The sequence below is a fragment of the Paraburkholderia phenazinium genome, from assembly GCF_900100735.1.
In the GTDB taxonomy this organism is placed as follows: domain Bacteria; phylum Pseudomonadota; class Gammaproteobacteria; order Burkholderiales; family Burkholderiaceae; genus Paraburkholderia; species Paraburkholderia phenazinia.
In genome coordinates this window covers 1-21,223 of record NZ_FNCJ01000020.1, presented here as the reverse complement: position 1 = coordinate 21,223, position 21,223 = coordinate 1, and the positions used below count along the sequence as shown (strand labels likewise).

The following is a 21,223-nucleotide window of genomic DNA, read 5'->3' as shown; positions in this document are numbered from 1 at the left end:
CAGTGGGGAACGTTATAAATATCGTGAGCAACAGGGACTACGGTTTCAAAGCGGGGGAACGTGCGGCCTCAATCGACCAGATTGTCGGCACGCACCAGCCGTTGTTCGGCTTCCAGGTGCATCTCGGAGACCCGGCCATAGAGCTGCCGGGTGCGCTCGAGCCGGCCAATCACACCGGGCTTCTTTGAGTACGCAAAGATGGCCGTGTGACGGTCGATCGCGCCCGCCACCTGGGTCACGCGATGCAGCGAAAAACGGCCCTTGAACAGTTGCAGATCGCCCGGCTGCAGCGTGATCACGTTGATCGGTGCGCGCGTCTCGCCGCGCACCACCGCGCCGACGCCGCCATAGTTCTCACCTTCAGGAGAACGGATGTTCGGGCAGTACTCGAAGTCGCCGCCCGCGTCAGGCTGCTGCGTCATCATGGAAACAATGAATTCGTTGGTGTCGTAGTGCCACGGCTGCTCGGTGCCCGGCGGCATCACGTTCTGCACGAGGCCCGCATAGGGATCGGCATATTCCCAGACGCGCTCCTCGCCGAGGCACGCGGCTACGAAGCGCTTCATCGCCTGTGCCACGTAGATGCGATGAACGATCGCGTCAGCCGGAATCACGTCGCGCGTGACGAAGCCACTGGTGCGGTCCATGAAGACGCGGCGCGGGTCTCCTTTAGGCAACGTTGGATCGTCAGCCGTGAAATAGGCATTGACCTTGCGGCTTGAAAAATAGGTCTTGGTGGCGAGCGCCAGGCCTTCGGCGCGCGCCTGCTCCAACGCAGCGGGACGCAGAAAACCGTGCAGCACGGCGCTGCCGTTGCCGGCAAGATGCGCACGGCAGCTCGCGATCAACTCGCGCATGCGGGGGTGGTCCGGATCGTGCAACGGATAACGCTCGGTATCGACGATATCGCTCAGATCGGTACATTCGGCGTCGGCAAGAGGCAGGCTGGCTGACACGGTGTGGCTCCAGTTCAGTTTCGTGGTTTGCAGGTTGATTTGTGAGCTGAATTGTTTTCGACAACAATCTTCGACAACAATCAGCTCACCGACGTCCCCATGTTTTGATCGCCAAATTTCTTTGGAAAGCGAGTAATTCCGATGGCAGCCATCAGCGGACCCGATTGGTCCAAACTCAGCTCTCTGGACCCCGAACTGGTGCGTGCATTCGTCGCCGTGGTGGATAGCGGCGGCTTCACGGCAGCGGCGAAGCAGCTTCATCGCACGCAATCCACCATCAGCCTGCGTATCCGCACGCTCGAAGAGCGGCTGGAGACGCATATGTTTCTGCGCAATAGCCGGCGCCTCGCTCTGTCACGCGACGGCGAGAACTTCCTGATTCACGCCCGGCGCATTATTCAGGTGCAAAACGAGGCGATCGCCGCACTAAACCGGAGCAGCCGCGAGGGCGTGATCCGCTTTGGACTGCCGGAGGATTACGCCGAATTGTGGTTGCCGGAGCTGCTCAAGAAGTTTTACGAGCTGCGTCCCGGTGCACGGCCGCACATCCATTGCCGGATGTCGCTCGAATTGCTCGAACGCTTGCAGGCGGGTGAACTGGATCTGGCGCTCGTGGTGCGGCACGGCTCGCAAACGGGCGGCCGCAATCTGGGGCGGGAGGAAGTGGTGTGGGCGGCGCACAAGGATTTCGTACTGGACCGCAAGGCGTCGGTGCCACTCGCGCTGTTTCCGGAGACCTGCTGTTACCGGCAGCGCGGACTCGAAGCGCTGGCGGCGCTCGACCGGCCCTATCACGTGGTCTATACGAGTCAGAGCCCGACCGGCATCAAGGTGGCGGTGAACCACGGCGCGGCAGTGACGATCATCGACCGTTGCACGCTACCGGAAAGCTGGCGCGTGCTCGGTGCAGCGGAAGGTTTACCGCCGCTGCCGCCAGCCGATCTCGAACTGCACCGCTCATCGGGGATCCGCGATCCTGCCACGGACGATCTCGCTTCGTTGATCGAAACAATGGTCGAAGAGCGGCGCCGCGCAACGGTCGAAGTGGCTCTGAGCTAGACGGCGCGAGCCAGACATCCTATTGAACATCGACGCGTGGCTTTCGTGACTCAGGGCTGCACCGGCTTGACGGAGGTAATCCTGGGCGCCCCGCCGGCGTCGTCGGTACGCAGCTTCACGCGCCAATCCGGATGATCGGCGAAGGGAAATTGCGCCAGCGCGCTCTTCACCAGATACGGAATCGCGTGCAGCGGATCGGCATCATGATCCTGGCTGCTCGCGCTCACCTTATAGACCTCGTGGCCATTGGTCTGCTCGAAGAAACGCAGCGTTAGCGAATGCCTGTACGTCTTGCCGCCGAACAGCGAAAACGACGTCGCGCCGGGGCTATTGCACCCTGCCTCCGTGCAATCCGCCGCACCGACGCCGACCCCCGCCAGACGCGTGTCGTACGCAATCGAGAGCAGATAGTGCGCCCGCTGCTGCGGTACATCGGTAAAGCCGTATTTGCCCAGTTCAGTACGAATCCACGTTTCGTACTGCATATGATCTGGACTCGCGTCCTGCAGCGGCGAGCGTGCCAGCGCATAGCTGTGCTCGCCGGCGAGCGGCGTGGCCGACGGCGACGCGCGCACGTCGGTATTGACGCCGGCGCACCCTGACAGGCCGCCGGTGAGGCTTGCTGCGACTAGCGCAGCGTAGATCAGCGTGATTTTCATTTTCTTCTCGCTTCAAGAGAATACGGCACGCCCATCAGGCGTGCTCAAGCTGTGTGTCGAGCTTCGTGTCGTCGAGCGCCGGCAGCAGCAAGGTAAACGCGGTGCCCTTGCCCGGCGCGCTGTCGACGCGCACATCCCCGCCGTGGCGCGTCACGACTGTTTTGACAAACGCCATCCCGAGCCCTGCGCCGCCGGTCTCCGGCTGTTCGGCCTCGTGAAAGCGGTGGAACCGCTGAAACAGACGGCTTTGCTGTTCCAGCGGAATGCCATAGCCCTGGTCGCGAATCGTGCATTGCACGCGCCGCGGCAGGCCGTTGACTGCCCCGATCGTGCAGGTGATGCGCGAGCCGGGCGGGCTGTACTTGACCGCATTGTTCATGATATTGACGAGCGCGCGCGTCATCAACGAGCGATCGGCGCAGATCCAGTAACCGTCGTCGTCCGCGCTTTCGGTTTCCATATGAATCTGCTTGGCGTGAGCCTGCGGCCAGACTTCGTCGCTGGCGTCGATGGTCAGCTCGCTCAGGCTCACCGGTTCGAGCACATAGGCTTGCGACTCCGCGCGCGCCAGTTGCACGAAATCGTCGGCCAGCGTCAGCGCGCGGCGCGAGTAACGGGCAATCCGCTCGAGCAGTTCATGCACATGGTCCGACTCGATGCGCGCGCGCTCGATCTCGACCAGCGCGAGAATCGAGGCCTGCGGCGAGCGCATGTCGTGCGACAGGAGCCGCAGCGCATCCTCGCGCTGGCGCTCCGCCGCGTGCAGCGCCGAGACGTCGACCAGACCGGCGATCCAGCCGGTCACTTCACCCTCTTCGTTGGTGCAGGTGGCATAGCGCAGCAGGTGGTCGCGCTCGGTCAGATCGCGCACCTCGATGCCGTGCGCCATCAGGTCGGCAAATTCGCGGCGCGCCGGATCGAGGATGGCCGGCCAGTGGGTGCGTGCCAGCGCATCGTTTTCGGCGTCGCCGCCCTCGGTCCCGTCGTCGATGGTCTTCACCAACGCCAGATCGCCGAGCACCTCGCGCATCGGACGGCCTTGCGGCCGCAGCGAACCCAGCCGGGCAAAGTGCGCCATGGCCGCGTGATTGGCGATCAGCACGATGCCACGCACGTCGCTCACCAGAATGGGCTCGGGCACGCTGTCGAGGCTGTCCCAGACAAAGCGCTTCATGTCCTGCACCCGCTGGGCGGCCTGCGCCATCAGCGCCATATGCTGCTCCAGCACGTCGCCGCCGAACTCGCGGCGGCGCGGCGGCGTCTCCGGCAACAGATGCGGCTCGTCGGCGAGACGCTGCAGCTCCTTGCGCAGATACGTCATGGTCATTTCGAGGCGGCGCCAGTTCCAGATCGGGTACACCACGATCAGGCCCAGCACCGCCGGCACCGGCGACATCCACAGCCGCGCGCCGTACAGCAAGGCAGCACTGCCACCGGTGATGACGAAGCTCAAGCCCAGCGTCAGCAACAACGAGCGCCGCGGCGACAGCACGAGGAAACCGGCGAGCAGCACGGCGAGCGGCAGCAGCGCGACGAGTACGACCGGCAACGCTGGGACCGGATCGATCGCCCGGCCCGTCAGCAGCGTGTCGAGCACGTTTGCATGAATAAACACGCCCGGCAGCGGCCCGAGCTCGCCCGAAACGGGGGTCGCAAAGCGATCGAACAGACCTGAGGCCGTCACGCCGATCAGCACCAGGCGGCCGCGCAACTGCTCCGGCGGCACCTCGCCGGCCACCACGCTAGCGAACGAGACATGCGCGTAGTTCGCGGCGTTCAGGCTGAAAGGAATCAGAAAACGGGCTTCGTCGACGCGCTCGAGGGTACGGTCACGGAAGCCGGCGAGATGCTCGACCGGTTGCGCGAGATGGATCGCACCGCTCTTGATGGCCCGCCAGACCGGCACCATCAACTGCGGCCAGCGCGAGTGCGCGTCGCCTTCGAACAGCGCGACGCTGCGCACGATGCCGTCGCCGTCCACTTCCATATTGATATGACCAAGCCCGGCCGCCGCCTCTGCGAAGGACTGCACCGGCTTCTCGACGACCCTCTGGCCGTCGCTGTCCTCGGGGCTGAGCAGCACCGGCAGATAGGTGGGGCTAAGGGAGATGGCGTGGGCAAGCTGCACGTCGTCGGCGGCGGGCTCGGTGAACAGGACGTCGTAGATCACCGCCGCCGGTTTGGCCTTGGCCAGTTGCGCGAGCAGGTTCGCATGGACGCTACGCGGCCAGGGCCAGCGGCCGAGCCGGTCGACGCTCGCGTTGTCGATCTCGACCACCACGATATCGGAGAGCGCCGGCTGCTTGTGCAACACCAGAAAACGGTCATAGACCAGATGATCGACGCCGGCCGTCCAGCGGCCGAGCGCGCTCGCCAGGATCACCGCAATGCCGAGGCAGCCGATCGCACCCCATTCCAACAGGAAGCGTCGGCCAGCCGGCCGCCCAAGTCGTGCACGCGGATCAAGGCTCATGCGAGGATTATTGGAGTCCTAGCGGGCAAGCGTGAACGACCGGATCGAGCTGCCCTTCTCATAGAACCGGCCGTTTTCGAACTGCTCGGCAATTACGGTCCAATAATAAACGCCACGCGGCAGATCCGTCACCACGATCTCGCCGGCCGGCAGGTCGGGCCGGTCCACGAGCGGGTTGCGCAGGTCGGGCGAAGCGCCCAGCACGAAGCGGAAACGCGTCTCCACGCCCGGACGGCTCGCGAACCAGCGGAACGTATAGTCGCGCGTGCCGGCGCGCGGCCCGGCCGAGGCGGCCAGACCCAACTGGCGCCGCTCGAATGCGTAGATTTGCGGCAGGCCTTCGAGGCCGTTGCGATCGACCGAGGAGATGCGCACGAAGTACGTGCCATCCGGCAGATCGCCGAAGTCGGCATGGGGCGCCTTCACCGGCAGGTCGCGGATCAGGTCCAGCAGGTCCGCGTCACGGGCAATCTGCACGCGGTAGCCCGCCGCCTGGCTATCCGGCACGAGGTCGAAGGCGACCGTCTTGCCGTCCTGGATCTTGCCCGGATCGGTCAACGAGGGAGCGGCCAGCAACGCGATCGGCGTGCCGATCGAACCGCTCGCTCCCGAGACATTGCCGAAGTGCGCGGACACGAGTTGCTCGGAGGCTTGCAGCGGCACGCCCGGCGCCGGCGGGCGCACGCTAGCCGGGTCCACCCCGACCGCTCCGTCCAGCACTTCAACGGCGGTTTGCTGCTGATCCGTGTCGTAGTTCACCCGGAAACGCGTGCCGCGCACGCCGGCCACCACCGAGGGCGAACGGATCTGGAAGCGATCGTCTTTCCTGGTGGCATGCGTCACTTCGCTATCCACCTCGCCGTGCTGCAAATCGAATACGCGGTCGGAGGCGCCGGTCAAGGCGGTCTGGCGCAGCTTGCCGATCTCGACCATGGCGTCCTGCGACACCGTCACGTGCGAACCGTCCGCCAGTTCGAGCGTCGCGAAACCTTCATGGCCGGTGCGCAGACGATCGCCCTCGCCAAGCGTCATGCCGGCCGCGAGCGGCGTAAACGGACCGGCGCCGAACGCGCGTTCGACCGGACCGCTAGTGGCCAGCACCCGTGCAGATTCCTGTTCCTCGCGCAGCAGCGCCACCGGCAGTTGCACCTGGACACCGGCTTGCAGATGGCGTGGAGCAGGAATCTTGTTCAGACGACTGAGTACGGCCCAATCGCGCTGATCGCGCAGGTAGCGCGCCGCGATCTCGTACAGCGTGTCGCCGGCTTGGGTCGTATACGGGACCGTGACAACGGGCGCATTCTTGTTCTTCTGTGCGTCGGCGAGCGCAGGCATAACCCCAAGCGCCGCGACTAGGCACGGCACCAGGACCGCCAGCGCACGGCGCGCGCCGGCCGCCGCCAGGCTTGCCGGCGGCGTAAAAACGAAAACCGTCACGCATCCCCCTTTTCAATGCGCTCGAGCCGATATCCATAGCCGTAAATCGGCGTCAGGCGATAGCCGTTTTCCGGTCTTAGCCCGAGCTTACTGCGCAGCATCGAGACGTGCGTGTCCATGGTGCGCGACGGGATTTCAGTCGCCTGCTTCCAGATCACGTCAAGAATGTGTGCGCGCGACAGCGGCCGGCTCAAGTGCTGGAACAGCAGCAAGGCCAGATCGAATTCCTTTTGCGTGACCGCGACGGCGGTGCCGCGCACCACTACGTGCTTGGCGCTCAGATCGAACTCGTACTCGCCGAATACTTCCTTGAGGGCCGTGGCATTGAGCCGGTAGGCGCGCCGCAGCAGCGAGCCCACGCGCGCCAGCAGAACGCCCGCCGACACCGGCTTGACCACGTAGTCGTCAGCGCCCGTGTTGAGAATCGAGGTGATGTCGGTTTCGCGGCTGCGGCTCGTCATGAACAGCACCGGCAAGCGCTCCGAGAGGCTCTCGCGTACCCAGCGCAAGACCTCTTCGCCGGACATGTCGGGCACGTTCCAGTCGAGCACAAGCAAATCGAAAGTCTGGCGCCGCAGTTGCCGCACCAGTGCGCGACCTTCCGCATAGGCGTGACAGATATGGCCAGCGGCCGCAAGCGTTTGACATACCAGATCGGCCTGAGCCGGATCGTCATCCAGGACTGCAATTCTCATAACACCCCGCAATGCAACACCGTTATTCGTATCTGGATGGCCGGCTCCCGACTGCAGAGGCGCCGCCCCTCCTGCCGGGCTGCACCGCCTCGTCGCCGCCTGGGTCTGCGCGCGTATCGCCGCGCGCAGACCCAGGGGCCGCGATGTTCTGCATCGACAACTCTATTTATCGATTATTCGTCGCGCCTTGCGAGTACCTGTTTTAAACATGCACCCGATATATCTCAAAAATGGCGCGCAATTTGCCCTGACACGCAGTACGTGCTTGGGCGATTTCATAATAATCGAAAACCGCCACCCCCTTCCGAATGCCATCCTCCTGCCATCCGGCATCGGCCCAAGCTCTTGAGCCGGTCTCTCAGATTCTTTATCGACCTCTTTGGGTCAAAACTTTTGTCCAGCAGGTCTCGCTCGCACTTCGTGACTGGCCCCGTCTAATCCATCCTGATGGGCGCGAAGCCCTCTGCCTCGTACTCGCCATCCTCACTCTCGTCGTCTTCTGGCTGTTTCAATTGATGATTCAGGGCCGCTTCCAGATGAATCCGCACATGCTCCCAGGCACTTTGTGCGTAGTCAGGTTGCGACGCCGCCCAGTCTTGCGCCAACCCGAACACGCGTCGCACGGTGGCCGCACACAGGCTCAGATCGCCTGCGCTCTGCGGCGCCGAATGGCGCAGCATCTGGGCGAGCCACGGCATATCGATCGAACACGAATCGGCGTAGGCTTCGACGGCTGCGCGCGCGTGCCGGTCTTTCGACAGATCAAGCTCAATACGCTGTCCAAGCTTGCGCTTCTTCTCACCGAGCTTGAACGGAATGCGCGTGGTGCGCGGTCTAAAAAGCATCCAATCCCTCGCTCACCGGCACAGGACCTGTCACTCCGTGACGCCCGGCACCATGCATTTCGCATGCGCAATTGGCGACGCCGCGCACCCAAGTGTCAACAATAATTTCATTCTGCGAGACAGTATAAGAACTGTCTCAATATAAATCGTTTAAAGATTGTTAGATCGGTGGCGAGGCATGCGTGGCGGCGCGCATAGCTGCGCTCGATGCGTGAGGCGGTGCTTTATGTAGCGGCTGATTACGGGTTTATCGCGGTGGTTAGCGCGTTATGGCACTCGGCCCACGCGCTACGAGATTGTAGGTGGTCATTGCGATAGTTTAATCTCACCCAGCCCGCGCAATCTCCGGCATCGGTGCAAACAGCGCATCGAGATCGTCATCCGAAAACTTCACCGCGCCTGCCGCGTCCTCGGACAGAATGCTATCGGCGAGCGCCGCCTTCTTCTCCTGCAGCCGCACAATCTTCTCCTCGATGCTGCCGGCCGCAATCAGCTTGTAGACGAACACCGGCTTGTCCTGGCCGATTCGATGCGCGCGGTCGGTCGCCTGGTTTTCCGCCGCCGGATTCCACCACGGGTCGTAATGAATCACCGTATCGGCCGCCGTGAGATTCAGCCCGACGCCCCCCGCCTTCAGACTGATCAGGAATAGCGGCACCTCCCCTTGCTGGAAACGCTGTACGGGTGTAGCGCGATCGGTCGTGTCGCCGGTCAGCGTGACGTATGGAATCGCGGCCTTATCGAGCGCTGCGGCGATCAGATCGAGCATGCCAGTGAACTGAGAAAACAGCAGCACGCGCCGGCCTTCTTCGATCAGCTCCGGCAGCATCGCCAGCAGCAGTTCGAGCTTGGCCGACTCCTTGACGCGCGCGGCCTTCTCCAGCTTCACGAGACGCGGGTCGCAGCAGACCTGGCGTAGCTTGAGCAGCGCATCCAGCACGATAATATGGCTGCGGGCCAGCCCTTGTGCCGTGACGGCCGCACGCACCTTCGACTGCATCGCAGTCCGGACGATTTCGTACAGATCGCGTTGCGCGCCCTCCAGATCCACCGTGCGCACGATGGTGGTTTTTTCGGGCAACTCCTTCGCCACCTCGTCCTTGCGGCGCCGAAGCATGAAAGGTCGAATCCGCCGCGCCAGCAATTCACGCCGCACACCGTCGCCGTTACGCTCGATCGGATTGCGCCAGCGTTTAGTGAAGTCCTTCTGAGTGCCGAGAAAACCCGGCAGCAGAAAATCGAACTGCGACCACAACTCGCCGAGGTGATTTTCCAGCGGCGTCCCCGTCAGACACAGACGATGCCGCGCCCGCAGATCGCGAATCGCCGTCGCCGATTTGGTCGTGGCGTTCTTCACGTACTGCGCTTCGTCGAGAATCAGCAGGTGATACTCGTGCTCGGCCAGCACCGCGTGATCGCGCCACAGCAATGCATAGGTCGTGAGAATCAAGTCGTGCTGGCCGATCAGCTCGAAACGCTCCTTGCGCTGCGGCCCGTTCAGAACCAGCACCTTAATATCAGGTGCAAAGCGTTGTGCTTCTTCACGCCAGTTGTGCACCAGGGTAGTCGGCACGACGATCAGCACCGGCCGGTCGAGGCGCCCTGCTTCCTTTTCCGCCAGCACGTGCGCCAGCGTCTGAACGGTCTTGCCGAGCCCCATGTCATCCGCCAATACGCCAGCGAGATTGTGCTCGCGCAGGAACTGCATCCAGCTCAGGCCCTGATGCTGGTACGCGCGCAACTCGGCCCGCAAGCCACGCGGCACCGGCGCTTCGCGCACCCCGGCGCCGTCCTGCAGACGCTGCGCCAACTGGCGGATCGACGCATCGCCCTGAAACTGCCAGCGGCCGGTATCGGTCAGCGCGGCGAGACGCCCTGCATCAAGCTCAGGAATCCTCAGATTGTCGTCGCCCTTCCAGCTGCCGATGCCGTCGAACAGATCGACCAGCACCCGCACCACCGGTTTGAGACGCCCGGCTCGCAGACGCAGCCGTTCGGCGCGGTCGGTGGTGAGTTCGATCGCTTCGTCGTCATCGATCGTTTCCAGCGCCCCGCCCAGCCAGCGGCGGTCGCGCCGGAACAGGCCGGCTAGCAGCGGTTCGAGCCGCACTGTGCGATCGCCGAGCGTAATCCCCATCTCGAGGTCGAACCAGCCGTCGCCGGCCTGGCGCGCGGTGCCTTCGATCGCGTCGATCTCGATCACGTGATGGCGGAAGCTCGACGCGATCGTGACGCGCCAGCCCTTCTTGTCGAGCTCGGGCAAGGTTTCGTCGACGAACGCGGGCCAGTCTTCGGTCTCGGGTAACGCCAGCAACGTCTCGGGCAGCGTTTGCCGTGAATAGCCGCCGCTTGCCGGCACCACCTTCAAGCCCGCCTTGCGCAATTCGAACAGACGCTGTTTCTCGGTGTCGTAACGGCGCCGGATATGCAGCACGCTGCCACCGGGTACCGGCACCAGCGTGGCGCTGCTCTCCGGCTTGATGCTGACGCCTTCGTAGTCGAAGCTGACGGTCGCAAAGTCCAGCATCTGACTACGCTGGGTGGGCTTGCCGAGGCCGAGCGCCGCCATCGTCAGGCTGTTGAGCGCGAGGACCGGCACCGGTTCGACGTCGATCACGCGTACTTTGGCGGTGTCGAGCGCCGGCGGCAGCGGCAAGCCAGGCGCCACCTCGCGCAGCACCGCCGCAACCAGCGGCGCCTCGGCGAGCGAGATGGGCGGCATCGACAGGTAATCGGGCAGTTGCGGAAATGGCAAGGACAGCTCGACGATGCCCGCCTCGCCCGCGTCGGCGTCGACGTACCAGACCGGCTCGGTGGCAAGCACCATCGCGGCCGCCGGTTCGGTACGCAGGACCGGCCGCAGACGGTCGTCGGTCTGCGCTTCCCACTCGATCCGGCCGGCCCGTGCCGCGCCCATCGACAACGCGCGTGGCGCCTGCCGATCAACGCCATCTGCCGGCAAGGCGGGAAACAGGCGCCCCGTCGCGATCAGCTTGTGCAGAACTTCGCCGCCGTTGGCCCCTCGCAGAATGAAATGCCCGTGGTTCTCGCGCGAATGGCCGAGCCACAGGCTGCGCAGGATCACCAGATCGTCATCCGAAACGAATTTGGGCGCCTTGATCAAGGCCGCTTCGACATTGCTCCACGGCTCGTCGATCGAACGGATCTCGCCGTTCGCGGCCACCCGCGCCTTGAAAAGCTGGATCTCGTGGCGCTGCTGATAGCGCGACCAGCCGAGGCGGTACGCGAGCGCATGGGTCGGCGCCGTGCCCACGTTACGGTGGTTCGGCTCGCCGTGCTCTGCGCGGGCGCGAAACGTTTCCATCCACCTGACCAGTTCGGGCCGCACGCCCGGCTCCGATCCGGCCGGCGCTTCAAGCCCCGCGATCAGTAGCGCTGCCATATGCTTGCACTGGAAGCCGACCGGACACGAGCAGTCGCCCTCGACCCACAGGTCGTCGCCAACGTCATGAAACTGCACATCCACGACGTACGGATGGCGTTGCGTGCCCTGGACCTCGCCGCTCAGGGTGTTGTTTTCCCAATGCAGGTTCGAAACGGCATCGACATAGTCGCGCGCCTTCGCGACCGTCTTGGCTCCCAACCACTTCGTAACGTGTTCTCGATCGTAGAAAACTGACGACATCCGGGTGACCCATCCATGCATGTTCGAGCGAGCGGCGCAGATGCGGGAGATACACGCAGGCTCACCACGCGTTTGCCGGGGACTTGAAGTCCTGCGCCGGTTGCTGCGGGGGCTGCGTTCGCCACTGCAAACCAACTATTTTACGCATGTGCCGGTCATCGCCGCTGAGGGCGTGTCAAGGAAACCGAGCACCTGTTCGAGGCACGATGCCTTCGCGATCGTTCAGGCTGCAACCCCGGCCGGATCGTCTGTCTGGGCCTCTGCGGACGCCCCTACCGGCGTCCCTGCGGGCGCCCCTAAACTCACCTCGAGATCCGCTGCGGCAAACACCTGCGCCAGTGCCGGCGACGGCGCCTCGTCCGTGATCAACAGGTCCAGCGCATCCGGGCCGAATGCGTGCACCAGCGCGCTGTGGCCAAACTTGGCGTGATCCGCCACCACCACGCGCCGCTCGGCCTGGGCAAACGCCGCCAGCGAGTAGGACACGTCGTCGGGTTGCGCATCCATAAAGCGGCCCTGTGCGTCGATTGCCGTCACCGAAACAAATGCATAGCGCACATGGAACTGGCGGATGAACGCCAGCGCGCTTTCGCCAAAAGCCGCCGAGTCGTCGGCGCGCAGTTCGCCGCCCGCGATGAACACGCGATTGCCATTGCGCGGCGCCAGCGTGCGGGCGATCTCCGTGGAGTTGGTGACGACCGTGAGCCGCGAGCGCGCACACAGTGCCTGAGCGATATGCACGCAGGTCGTGCCGCCGTCGAGAATCAGCGAATCGCCGTCGCGCACCAGATCGCACACCCGCGCCGCAATCACCCGCTTCGCCTCCAGGTTTTCCTGCATGCGGCGCTGAAACGGCGGCTCGTCGAGCCGCTCCGGCAGCATGACGCCGCCATGCACCTTGAGCAGCACGCCTTCGGCGATCAAGGGCTTGATGTCGCGACGGATGGTTTCGTCGGACACGGCGAAGGCTTCGGCCAGCTCGGTAATCGTGCAGGTCTGCTGCGCCTTCACGATGCGCAGGATTTCGGCTTGGCGTTGGGTCGAGAACATACGGAATGCGGGAGGATGCGAGTGGCGCCCAGTCTAGCAAAGGCTTACGGACAGGGGAAGTTGCTTCCACACAATTCCACGCAAATCAACGAAGAACGCTTCGAGCCGACCTCATGTCTTGAGCGGCCTAGCTTCGATCATTTCTTGCACGGCTCTTTCCGAGTGAATTTTATGTGACAGTGTTGCGTTTTGTGGCTTTTTGTTGCAACCTATGCCAACACATTTCCACGCATATCAACATCAACCAGACAGGATCCAACAGATGTCTACACCTATTCCTCAACACGCCCGGGTTGTGATCGTCGGCGGCGGCATTGTCGGCTGCTCCGTGGCGTATCACCTGACGAAGATGGGTTGGACCGATGTGGTCCTGCTCGAACAGGGGCAGTTGTCGTGCGGCACCACCTGGCATGCAGCGGGCCTCGTCGGTCAATTGCGCGCCCAGGAAAGCATGACCAGGCTGATCCGTTATTCCACCGCGCTGTATGCCGAACTGGAAGCGGACACCGGGCTCGCCACCGGCTGGAAACAATGCGGCTCGCTGTCGGTCGCCCGCACCGCCGAACGGATGACGCAACTCAAGCGCACCGCCGCCGTCGCCCGCGCGTACGGTGTCACTTGCGACGTGATCAGCCCGCAGGAAGCCGGCGACCTGTGGCCGGTGATGCGCACCGACGATCTGCTCGGCGCGGTCTGGCTGCCCGGCGACGGCAAGGCCAACCCAACCGACCTCACACAAGCCCTCGCCCGCGGCGCCCGCACGCGCGGCGCGCGGATCGTCGAGAACACCCGCGTTACCGCCATCCATACGCGGCAAACACCGGGCGGCCGCGAAGTGAGCGGCCTTGCATGGCGCAACAAGGACGGCGCCGAAGGCACCATCAACGCGGAGATCGTCGTCAATTGCGCCGGCCAGTGGGCCAAGGCGGTGGGCCGCCTGTGCGATGTGACTGTGCCGCTGCATTCGGCCGAGCATTACTACATTGTCACCGAACGGATTGCCGGCGTGCATCCCGATCTGCCGGTGATGCGCGATCCTGATGGCTTTATCTACTTCAAGGAAGAAGTGGGCGGCCTCGTGATGGGCGGTTTCGAGCCGAACGCGAAACCGTGGGGCATGAACGGCATCCCCGAAAATTTCGAATTCCAGTTGCTGCCCGACGACTGGGATCAATTCCAGATCCTGATGGAAAACGCACTGGAGCGCGTCCCGGCGCTCGAAACCGCGCAAGTCAGGCAGTTCTACAACGGGCCGGAGTCGTTCACGCCGGACAACAACTTCATCCTTGGCGAAGCGCCTGAGTTGCGCCACTTTTTCGTGGGCGCGGGCTTCAATTCGATGGGCATCGCCTCGGCCGGCGGCGCCGGCATGGCGCTCGCCGAATGGATCGTCGCCGGCACGCCGACCATGGATCTGTGGCCGGTCGACATCCGCCGCTTTGCGCGCTTCAACGGCAACGATACGTGGCTGCACGACCGCGTGAAGGAAACGCTCGGCCTGCACTACGCCATGCCCTGGCCGAACCGCGAACTCGATACCGCGCGCCCGTTCCGCCGCTCGCCGCTTTACCCGATGCTGCGCGACGCGGGCGCAAGCTTCGGCAGCAAGATGGGTTGGGAGCGTCCGAACTTCTTCGCGCCAAGCGTGGCCGAAGCGAAGATCGACTACGCCTTCGGCCAGCAGAACTGGCTGCCGTGGAGCGGCGCCGAGCATCGCGCCTGCCGCGAAGGCGTGGCGCTGTTCGACATGACCTCGTTTTCGAAATTCCTCGTCAAGGGACGTGACGCGGAAAGCGTGCTGCAAGGCATCGTCACGAACGATGTGGCGGTGGCGCCCGGCACTACCGTCTACACCGGCATGCTCAACGAGCGCGGCACCTACGAGTCCGACTTCACGCTGACGCGTCTTTCCGACGATCAATACCTGATCGTCTCCGGCTCGGCGCAGACCACGCGCGACTTCGACTACATCGAAAAGTCGATCCCACACGACAAGCATTGCACGCTCGTGGACGTCACCGGCCAGTACGCGGTGCTCGCGGTGATGGGACCGCGTTCGCGCGAACTGCTGCAAAGCATTTCCAGGGCCGACTGGAGCAACGCCGCGTTCCCGTTTGGCCAGAGCCGCGAAGTGGACATCGGCTATGCGACGGTGCGCGCCACCCGCCTCACCTACGTCGGCGAGCTTGGCTGGGAGCTGTACGTGCCGGTCGAATTCGCCGCGGGCGTCTACGAGACATTGCATGCCACGGGCAAGCCGTTCGGTCTCGTCAACGCAGGCTATTACGCCATCGATTCGCTACGGATCGAGAAAGGCTACCGCGCATGGGGCCGCGAACTCACGCCCGATTCGAACCCGTTCGAAGCCGGCCTCTCCTTCGCCTGCAAGCTGAACAAAGAGATTCCGTTCCGTGGCCGCGAGGCCTTGCTCAAGCTGCGTGAGGAGCCGCTGCGGCGGCGCATGGTGGTGCTGACAGCCGACGGCGCCGCCGATCGCATGCTGTGGGGCGGCGAAGCGATTCTGCGCGACGGCAAGCCGGTGGGCTTCGTCAGCTCGGCGGCTTTCGGCCATACGTTCGGTTGCCCGGTGGCGATGGGCTACATCAACAATCCGGACGGCGCGGCCGACACGGCGTATCTGACGAGCGGTCGCTACGAGATCGACGTCGCGGGCAACTTGCTGCCCGCCACGGTTCATCTGAAAGCGCCCTACGACCCGCGTTCGGAACGCGTCAAAAGCTGACCGAAGCGGAACCGCCCGTATCACACACTGAAGCCTCAGCACAAAGCGCCGCCCACGAAGCGACACGTGGGCGGCAGCTTTTCATGCCCGGCGAGCGCCGCGCGCCATGCTCGAGAACACCCCATCACGACGGATCAGCCCATGAAACAACGCTGCGGCCAGATGCCCCAGCACGGCGAGAAACAGCGCCAGGGCCAGGTACGTATGCAAGGCGCGCAACAAGGCGAAGAGCCGTACGCTATGCGGCACGATGGCCGGTAAATGGACCGCACCGAACAGCGTCACCGGATAACCCTCAGCCGAGAGCATCGACCAGCCGATCAGCGGCATTGCCAGCATCAGTCCATACAGCACGAGATGCGAAAGCTTGGCTATGAAACGCTGCAACGCCGGCATGTCATCCGGCAGCGATGGGCTGCCGCGCCTCACCCGCACGCCGATGCGCAGCAGCACCAGCAGCAGAATGGCGATACCAAGCGGCCGGTGAATCGCGATCAGCGTGTCGTGCGCATGCGAGAGCGTCGCGACCATGCCGATCCCGACGAACAGCATCGCGAGAATCAGCAGCGCCATCGTCCAGTGCAGCAGTCTCTGTAGCGGGCTGAAGTGTGCATGCGTTTGGGTCATGACCGATCTCCGTTCGGCTGTGGCCGGTGCAGGTTGGGGTTGAGCGCTTCTTCGCGAGTGCGCCGGTTATACGAAAGCGAATAGGCCGCCGAGCGCGCGGCAAGCAACGGGTCGTCCGAGGTCTTGATGCCCGCAGGCAGCACGGTCGGATCGAAGTTGACGTCGCGGCAAGGACCGTCGTCCTGCGAGGTCTCGTGCTCGATCACGAGCGTGCCGGCGTCGATCTGCTGACGGCCGTCGGGCCACTGCAGTGTGGCGTCGTCGGTCGGGTCTCCAGGCGCTGCCACCGTCACGATCAGATGCCAGCGCAGCGGCCCGGCCTGCAGACGCTCGGCAAGATCGGCCTGGAGGAAATTCTTCTCGCTCTTTTGCTCGTCTGTGATGGCAGCGAACGGCGTCTCCGGGACCATCGCCCAGCGCACCGCTCTTGACTGGCCGCTGGCGTCCACGAAGCGGAACGCATTCACGCTGTAGTAGGACCCGTTGGCGAAACTCGACGACGGCGGATGCCCCTTGACCCATGCCTGAAACGGCTGCGTCTCAGGATTCGCCGCATAAAACGCCTTCAGCGCCGCCGGATTTGGCTTGCCGGTCGCCGGATCGGGTTTAGCGGCGACAAGTTGCTGATAGAACTGTTCGGGCGTATGGACCGGAAACACCGGAACCGAATTCATCCCGGTGCGCCACTGCTCGCCGTCGTGCTGCGTGAACATCAAGGCAAGGCTGCGAATCGGCACACTGGTGTCCGGCGCGGACGGATTGCCACCGGGGATCGCAAAACGCCCTATCACGGGCGTCAGCCCCGGCGCAAACACGCCCGCCCTCGACAGCGCGGCGGCATTGCCGTTGCTATCGAAATAGCCCGATACGCAGACGCCCTTCGCATGGTTGCGGCGATAGCCCGGATGGCTGCCGTTGTCCGCTTCGAAGGCGTTGATGATGCGATGCGTGGTCAGGCGCTGCGGCGTGAGCCAGCCGGCCACATAGGCAAAACCGCCGGCCACGGCCAGCACGACGGCGCCGATCGCGGCGAGCCGGCACGGCATGCAAATGCGCTCCGGCGCAGGAAATGAGGGCTTTGTCACAGGTGCTCCTTTGTCTGTTCAAGCGGGTCTACACGGCAGCAAACACGGGCATCGCGCATTTATTCCGGCGTCGAAGCAATCGAGCGCAGGGAATAAAGACGCCTCTCCTGTGTTAGCGAAGGAACAGGCAATCTTTAAGCACGGCCACCATGAAACCGAATCGCCCTCCGCACGACCCGCCGCTCTCCGAGACGGACATCCAGGCTTACGCCGATGGCCTCCTCGCGCCCGAACGCGCCGCCCATTTGCGCCAGTATCTCGGCCAGCGGCCCAGCGAAGCGCGCCGGGTGGCGTTCTACGGCAAGCTGAACCAGCAGATCCAGTATGCCTTCCAGCCTACCGACGAGCCCTTGCCGGCTGCGGGGACTAGCAAGAAGGGCTTGATCGACACAGGCCGCGGCCGGTGGCTCTCGCTGAGGGTCCGGACAGTCATGCTGCGACCGCTGCGCGCCGCGCTAATGCTGGTCGTCGCGCTTGTTCTGGCCCTTGCGGCGGTCAGCGGATGGATGATGGCCTCGCAGGTTTCCGCGCAAGCGCTAAACAATGCCGTCGTGATGGCGTTGGCGCAGGCCGCCGACGAGCGCTTTGGCACGGCAGCGGTACCGTCGGGCGGCGTCAATACAGCGGATTCCGGTGCAGCGGCGTCCGGTCTTGCAGCGTTGACCCCTGACATGGCGAAGGATGCTGCCGCCCCCGATCTCGCGCCGGTCGGCATGAACCTGGTGAGCCATCGCACGCTGACATTCGGCCCCTTGGCGCGAGGGACGGAATACGTCTATCTGAACGCCGAGGCCCAGCCGATCGTCCTGCTCGTCGCGCCTGCCCGGCTGGCCGCCGCCCAGCCGCAGTGGAGCGCGCAACGGGTCGGTACGCTGCGGCTCCTCACCTGGACCGCCGGCCGCCAGCGTTACGTGTTGGGCGGCGCAGCCGACGCGCGCGGCCTGATGCGTGCCGCCGATTTCCTGACGCTGCGTTAGGGCCGGTCTGAACGTAGAACTTGTTTCCGTTGGCGTGCCGTGACGGGAATAAAATGCAAACCAGCGTGTTTGCACCTGAAACGCCGTCGATCGCCCCAACGGGCGGCCGACGCGGCACATTTTCCAAGAAGACGCCGGGCCGCCCCCGAAGTTTGTGCCCAGAAGGAAGTCCCCCGCCCCAAAGGAAGTCCCTGTGGGGGATTGGGGATCGTCCCCTTCATGGGCCTCGCATGAAGCGAGCGGTTTTTGGGGGCACTCACAGGTAAAGGCAATGGACATCCGTGATGAGTTAATGGAGCACGTCCCGCGATTGCGCCGCTATGCAAGGGCGCTGATCAACAACCGGGACCTGGCCGACGATCTGGTGCAGGACACGCTGGAGCGCGCCTTGGGGCGCACGGCGCTGTTTCAGGCCGGCACCGACCTGCGTGCGTGGCTTTTCACCATCATGCACAACGTGTTTGCCAACCAGGCGCGCAAGGCCTCGGTGCGGGCCGTGCATGTTTCGGTGGACGACGACAGCGTCGCCGAAAGCGAATTCGCGGTGACGGCGGACGCGACGCGTTCACTGGAAATGCGCGATCTCGATTACGCGCTGCAGCGCTTGCCGGCAGAACAACGCGAGGTGGTGCTGCTGGTCGGCCTGGAAGAAATGAGCTACGCCGATGTAGCGCTTGCGCTGGATATCCCGATCGGCATGGTGATGTCGCGCTTGTCGCGCGGACGCGAGCGACTCAGGGCCTTGATGGCGGGTACTCAGCCGGGCGCGAAACTACAGGTGGTGAGATGAACGAACAAACTCCGATCGGCGAAGAAGAACTGCATGCATACGTGGACGGCACGCTGTCCGAGGAGCGCCGCGTCCTGGTGGAGCGCGCGCTCGAGCAAAACCCCGAACTCGCCTCGCGGGTCAGCGACTATTTCTCCCTGAACAACCTGTTTCATGAGCGCTACGACCGCGTGCTGAGCGAGCCGGTGCCCAAGCGCTTGCAGCAACCTGCACCGAAGCGTCGTTGGCTGGATGCGGCGAACTGGCCGCAGTTCGCGGGCATGGCGGCGGCGTTAGTGCTGGGGGTTGGGATTGGTGTGGGCACACACATGGGCAAGGACGTGCCCGCGACGGCGGCAAGCTCGATGGACATGGGCGGCAATCCGTCGGACACTCGCCCGGTCAGTGCTGATGCGTCAGATGGGCTGGCCCGTCAGGCGGCGGTCGCGCATGTGGTGTATATGCCGGCAGTGCAGGTGCCGGATAGTACCGGCACGGAACAGGATCACGATTTCGTGCAATGGCTGTCGAACAAGCTTGGCACCGATGTTCATGCGCCGCTGCTCAACAAGAGCGGGTTTGAACTGAGCGGTGGGCGCATTTTGCCCGGTGCGGATGGTCCGGTTGCGCAGTTTATGTATCGCGGGCCTGGGGATGAGCGCGTGACCTTGTGCATCTCGCATCGCAAGGTGAACTCGAATACTACGGCGTTCAAGCTGTATCAGGATGGCCCGGTGAATGTGTTCTATTGGGTGGATGGGGATTATGGGTATGCGGTGTCGGGGGGGGATCGATCGGAAGGTGCTGCTGCAGCTTTCGCATGATGTGTATGCGCAGTTGACGGCGGCGAAGGGGGGGTGATGGGGCGCTGTTCTCCCGCACGCCACGATACGCATCATTTGTAGTGAACTAGACTAAATCTGACAGTGGTTGGTTTTTTCATGCTGACGCGCAGTGGCGCGAACGTCACAGAAACAACAAAGTCAACTTAGATGCAATAGCCTAGACTAAATCTGACAGTGGTCGGTTTCTCGTGCTGTTGCGCGTGGGCGTGGAGGACGTAGTCCGAAGCGGCAACGCGCGCGGCAAACCGCAAGGAGTCAACCATGACTCAGGAACAGAAAGTCATCCGTGCCAAGGTCGGCATGCTCGAACTGGCTCGGCAACTGGGCAATGTCAGCCAAGCCTGCCGGGTAATGGGCTATTCCCGCGACAGCTTCTACCGCTTCAAGGAACTGTACGACAAGGGCGGCGAAGCGGCCCTGCAGGAAATCTCCCACCACCGCCCGCTGCTGAAGAACCGCGTGGATCCGCGGGTCGAGGCGGCGGTGGTCGAACTGGCCCTGGAACTGCCCGCTTACGGCCAGATCCGTATCGCCAACGAGGTGCTCAAACGCCACGCCCTTAGCGTCTCGCCTCAGGGGGTGCGTAGCATCTGGTTGCGCCATGACCTCGAGACCATGAACAAGCGCCTGAAGGCGCTGGAGGCCAAGTCCGCCCAGGAAGGACTGGTGTTGACTGAATCGCAGTTGGCGGCGCTTGAACGCGCCAAACTGGAAAAGGAAACGCACGGCGAGTTCGAATCTGAATGCCCCGGCTACTGCGGCGCCCAGGATACCTTTTACGTTGGTACGCTCAAGGGCGTGGGCCGGGTCTATCAGCAAACCTTCGTCGACACCTACTCGAAGGTGGCGTTCGCCAAGCTTTACGACCGGAAGACACCGCTGCCGGCCGCCGACCTGCTCAACGATCGCGTCGTTCCGTTCTTCGACAGCTATGGCATCCCGCTCGTGCGCGTGCTCACTGACCGGGGTACCGAGTATTGCGGCAACCCGGAGCACCATGAATACGAGCTTTATCTGGCCGTGGAGAACATCGATCACACCCGCACCAAAGCGCGCTCTCCACAAACCAACGGCATCGTCGAGCGGCTTCACAAGACCATGCTCAACGAGTTCTATCGCATCGCCTTCCGCCGGAAGATCTACGATTCGATCCCGACCTTGCAAAGCGATCTCGACGCATGGCTTGACCAGTACAACAATGAGCGCGAACATCAGGGGCGATGGTGTTATGGCAAGACGCCTATGCGTACCTTCCTCGATTCGCTTGAACTCGCCAGGGAGAAACTGATTCCTCGCTGAATCGTGTTCCTTACCTCACTTCCCCGACTACCTGTCAGATCCGGTCTAGGCTAATACA

15 protein-coding genes and 1 pseudogene are annotated in these 21,223 nt (G+C 63.7%); 6 read left to right on the top strand and 10 right to left on the bottom strand.

What is annotated here, in order from left to right:
* Positions 1-68: 68 nt before the first annotated feature.
* Positions 69-956, bottom strand: coding sequence for a HalD/BesD family halogenase (locus tag BLQ92_RS31670; protein ID WP_090691749.1), 888 nt, complete (start codon positions 954-956; stop codon positions 69-71).
* A 141-nt stretch (positions 957-1,097) separates the two neighbouring features.
* On the opposite strand from BLQ92_RS31670, the gene BLQ92_RS31665 reads away from it, so the two are divergent.
* Positions 1,098-2,015, top strand: coding sequence for a LysR substrate-binding domain-containing protein (locus tag BLQ92_RS31665; RefSeq protein WP_090691746.1), 918 nt, complete (start codon positions 1,098-1,100; stop codon positions 2,013-2,015).
* A gap of 50 nt (positions 2,016-2,065) precedes the next feature.
* Here BLQ92_RS31665 and BLQ92_RS31660 read toward each other — a convergent pair whose 3' ends face one another.
* The 7 genes from BLQ92_RS31660 to BLQ92_RS31630 all read right to left on the bottom strand — a co-directional run bounded on the left by BLQ92_RS31660 (position 2,066) and on the right by BLQ92_RS31630 (position 12,820).
* Positions 2,066-2,674, bottom strand: coding sequence for a DUF4136 domain-containing protein (locus tag BLQ92_RS31660; protein WP_090691743.1), 609 nt, complete (start codon positions 2,672-2,674; stop codon positions 2,066-2,068).
* Positions 2,675-2,708: 34 nt separating this feature from the next.
* Positions 2,709-5,147 (bottom strand): CHASE2 domain-containing protein, encoded by a 2,439-nt coding sequence (locus BLQ92_RS31655; RefSeq protein WP_090691740.1) that lies wholly within the window; start codon positions 5,145-5,147, stop codon positions 2,709-2,711.
* 18 nt (positions 5,148-5,165) lie between these two features.
* A complete protein-coding gene (locus BLQ92_RS31650) occupies positions 5,166-6,482 on the bottom strand; it encodes a FecR family protein (protein WP_090692159.1) in 1,317 nt (438 codons plus the stop codon).
* Positions 6,483-6,580: 98 nt separating this feature from the next.
* Positions 6,581-7,279, bottom strand: coding sequence for a response regulator transcription factor (locus BLQ92_RS31645; RefSeq protein WP_090691738.1), 699 nt, complete (start codon positions 7,277-7,279; stop codon positions 6,581-6,583).
* Between the two features lie 434 nt (positions 7,280-7,713).
* Entirely contained in the window at positions 7,714-8,124 is a 411-nt protein-coding gene (locus BLQ92_RS31640; protein ID WP_175773098.1) for a hypothetical protein, read from the bottom strand.
* Positions 8,125-8,449: 325 nt separating this feature from the next.
* Positions 8,450-11,770, bottom strand: a complete 3,321-nt coding sequence (locus BLQ92_RS31635; RefSeq protein WP_090691734.1) for a DEAD/DEAH box helicase — start codon at positions 11,768-11,770, stop codon at positions 8,450-8,452.
* A gap of 222 nt (positions 11,771-11,992) precedes the next feature.
* Complete coding sequence (locus BLQ92_RS31630) at positions 11,993-12,820, bottom strand: DeoR/GlpR family DNA-binding transcription regulator (protein WP_090691731.1); 828 nt, start codon at positions 12,818-12,820, stop codon at positions 11,993-11,995.
* Positions 12,821-13,082: 262 nt separating this feature from the next.
* Between BLQ92_RS31630 and BLQ92_RS31625 the strand changes: the two genes are divergently transcribed.
* Positions 13,083-15,563 carry a GcvT family protein gene (locus BLQ92_RS31625; RefSeq protein ID WP_090691728.1) on the top strand — a complete coding sequence of 827 codons (2,481 nt, stop codon included), beginning with the start codon at positions 13,083-13,085 and terminating at the stop codon, positions 15,561-15,563.
* Positions 15,564-15,644: 81 nt separating this feature from the next.
* Here BLQ92_RS31625 and BLQ92_RS31620 read toward each other — a convergent pair whose 3' ends face one another.
* Positions 15,645-16,190 carry a cytochrome b gene (locus tag BLQ92_RS31620; RefSeq protein WP_090691723.1) on the bottom strand — a complete coding sequence of 182 codons (546 nt, stop codon included), beginning with the start codon at positions 16,188-16,190 and terminating at the stop codon, positions 15,645-15,647.
* Entirely contained in the window at positions 16,187-17,236 is a 1,050-nt protein-coding gene (locus BLQ92_RS31615) for a catalase family peroxidase (RefSeq protein ID WP_090691721.1), read from the bottom strand. The genes BLQ92_RS31620 and BLQ92_RS31615 overlap by 4 nt, the downstream gene beginning before the upstream one ends.
* Before the next feature lie 188 nt (positions 17,237-17,424).
* Here BLQ92_RS31615 and BLQ92_RS31610 point away from each other — a divergent pair, with 188 nt between their 5' ends.
* The 4 genes and pseudogenes from BLQ92_RS31610 to BLQ92_RS31595 all read left to right on the top strand — a co-directional run bounded on the left by BLQ92_RS31610 (position 17,425) and on the right by BLQ92_RS31595 (position 21,165).
* Entirely contained in the window at positions 17,425-18,252 is an 828-nt protein-coding gene (locus BLQ92_RS31610) for an anti-sigma factor family protein (RefSeq protein ID WP_090691717.1), read from the top strand.
* Positions 18,253-18,523: 271 nt separating this feature from the next.
* The gene (locus BLQ92_RS31605; protein ID WP_090691714.1) at positions 18,524-19,042 is read left to right on the top strand and encodes an RNA polymerase sigma factor; all 519 of its coding nucleotides are present in this window, start codon (positions 18,524-18,526) and stop codon (positions 19,040-19,042) included.
* A pseudogene (locus tag BLQ92_RS31600) lies at positions 19,039-19,882 on the top strand (anti-sigma factor family protein). The gene BLQ92_RS31605 and the pseudogene BLQ92_RS31600 overlap by 4 nt, the downstream one beginning before the upstream one ends.
* Positions 19,883-20,127: 245 nt before the next feature.
* Positions 20,128-21,165, top strand: a complete 1,038-nt coding sequence (locus BLQ92_RS31595) for an IS481 family transposase (protein ID WP_090691711.1) — start codon at positions 20,128-20,130, stop codon at positions 21,163-21,165.
* The last annotated feature ends 58 nt before the right edge of the window (positions 21,166-21,223 follow it).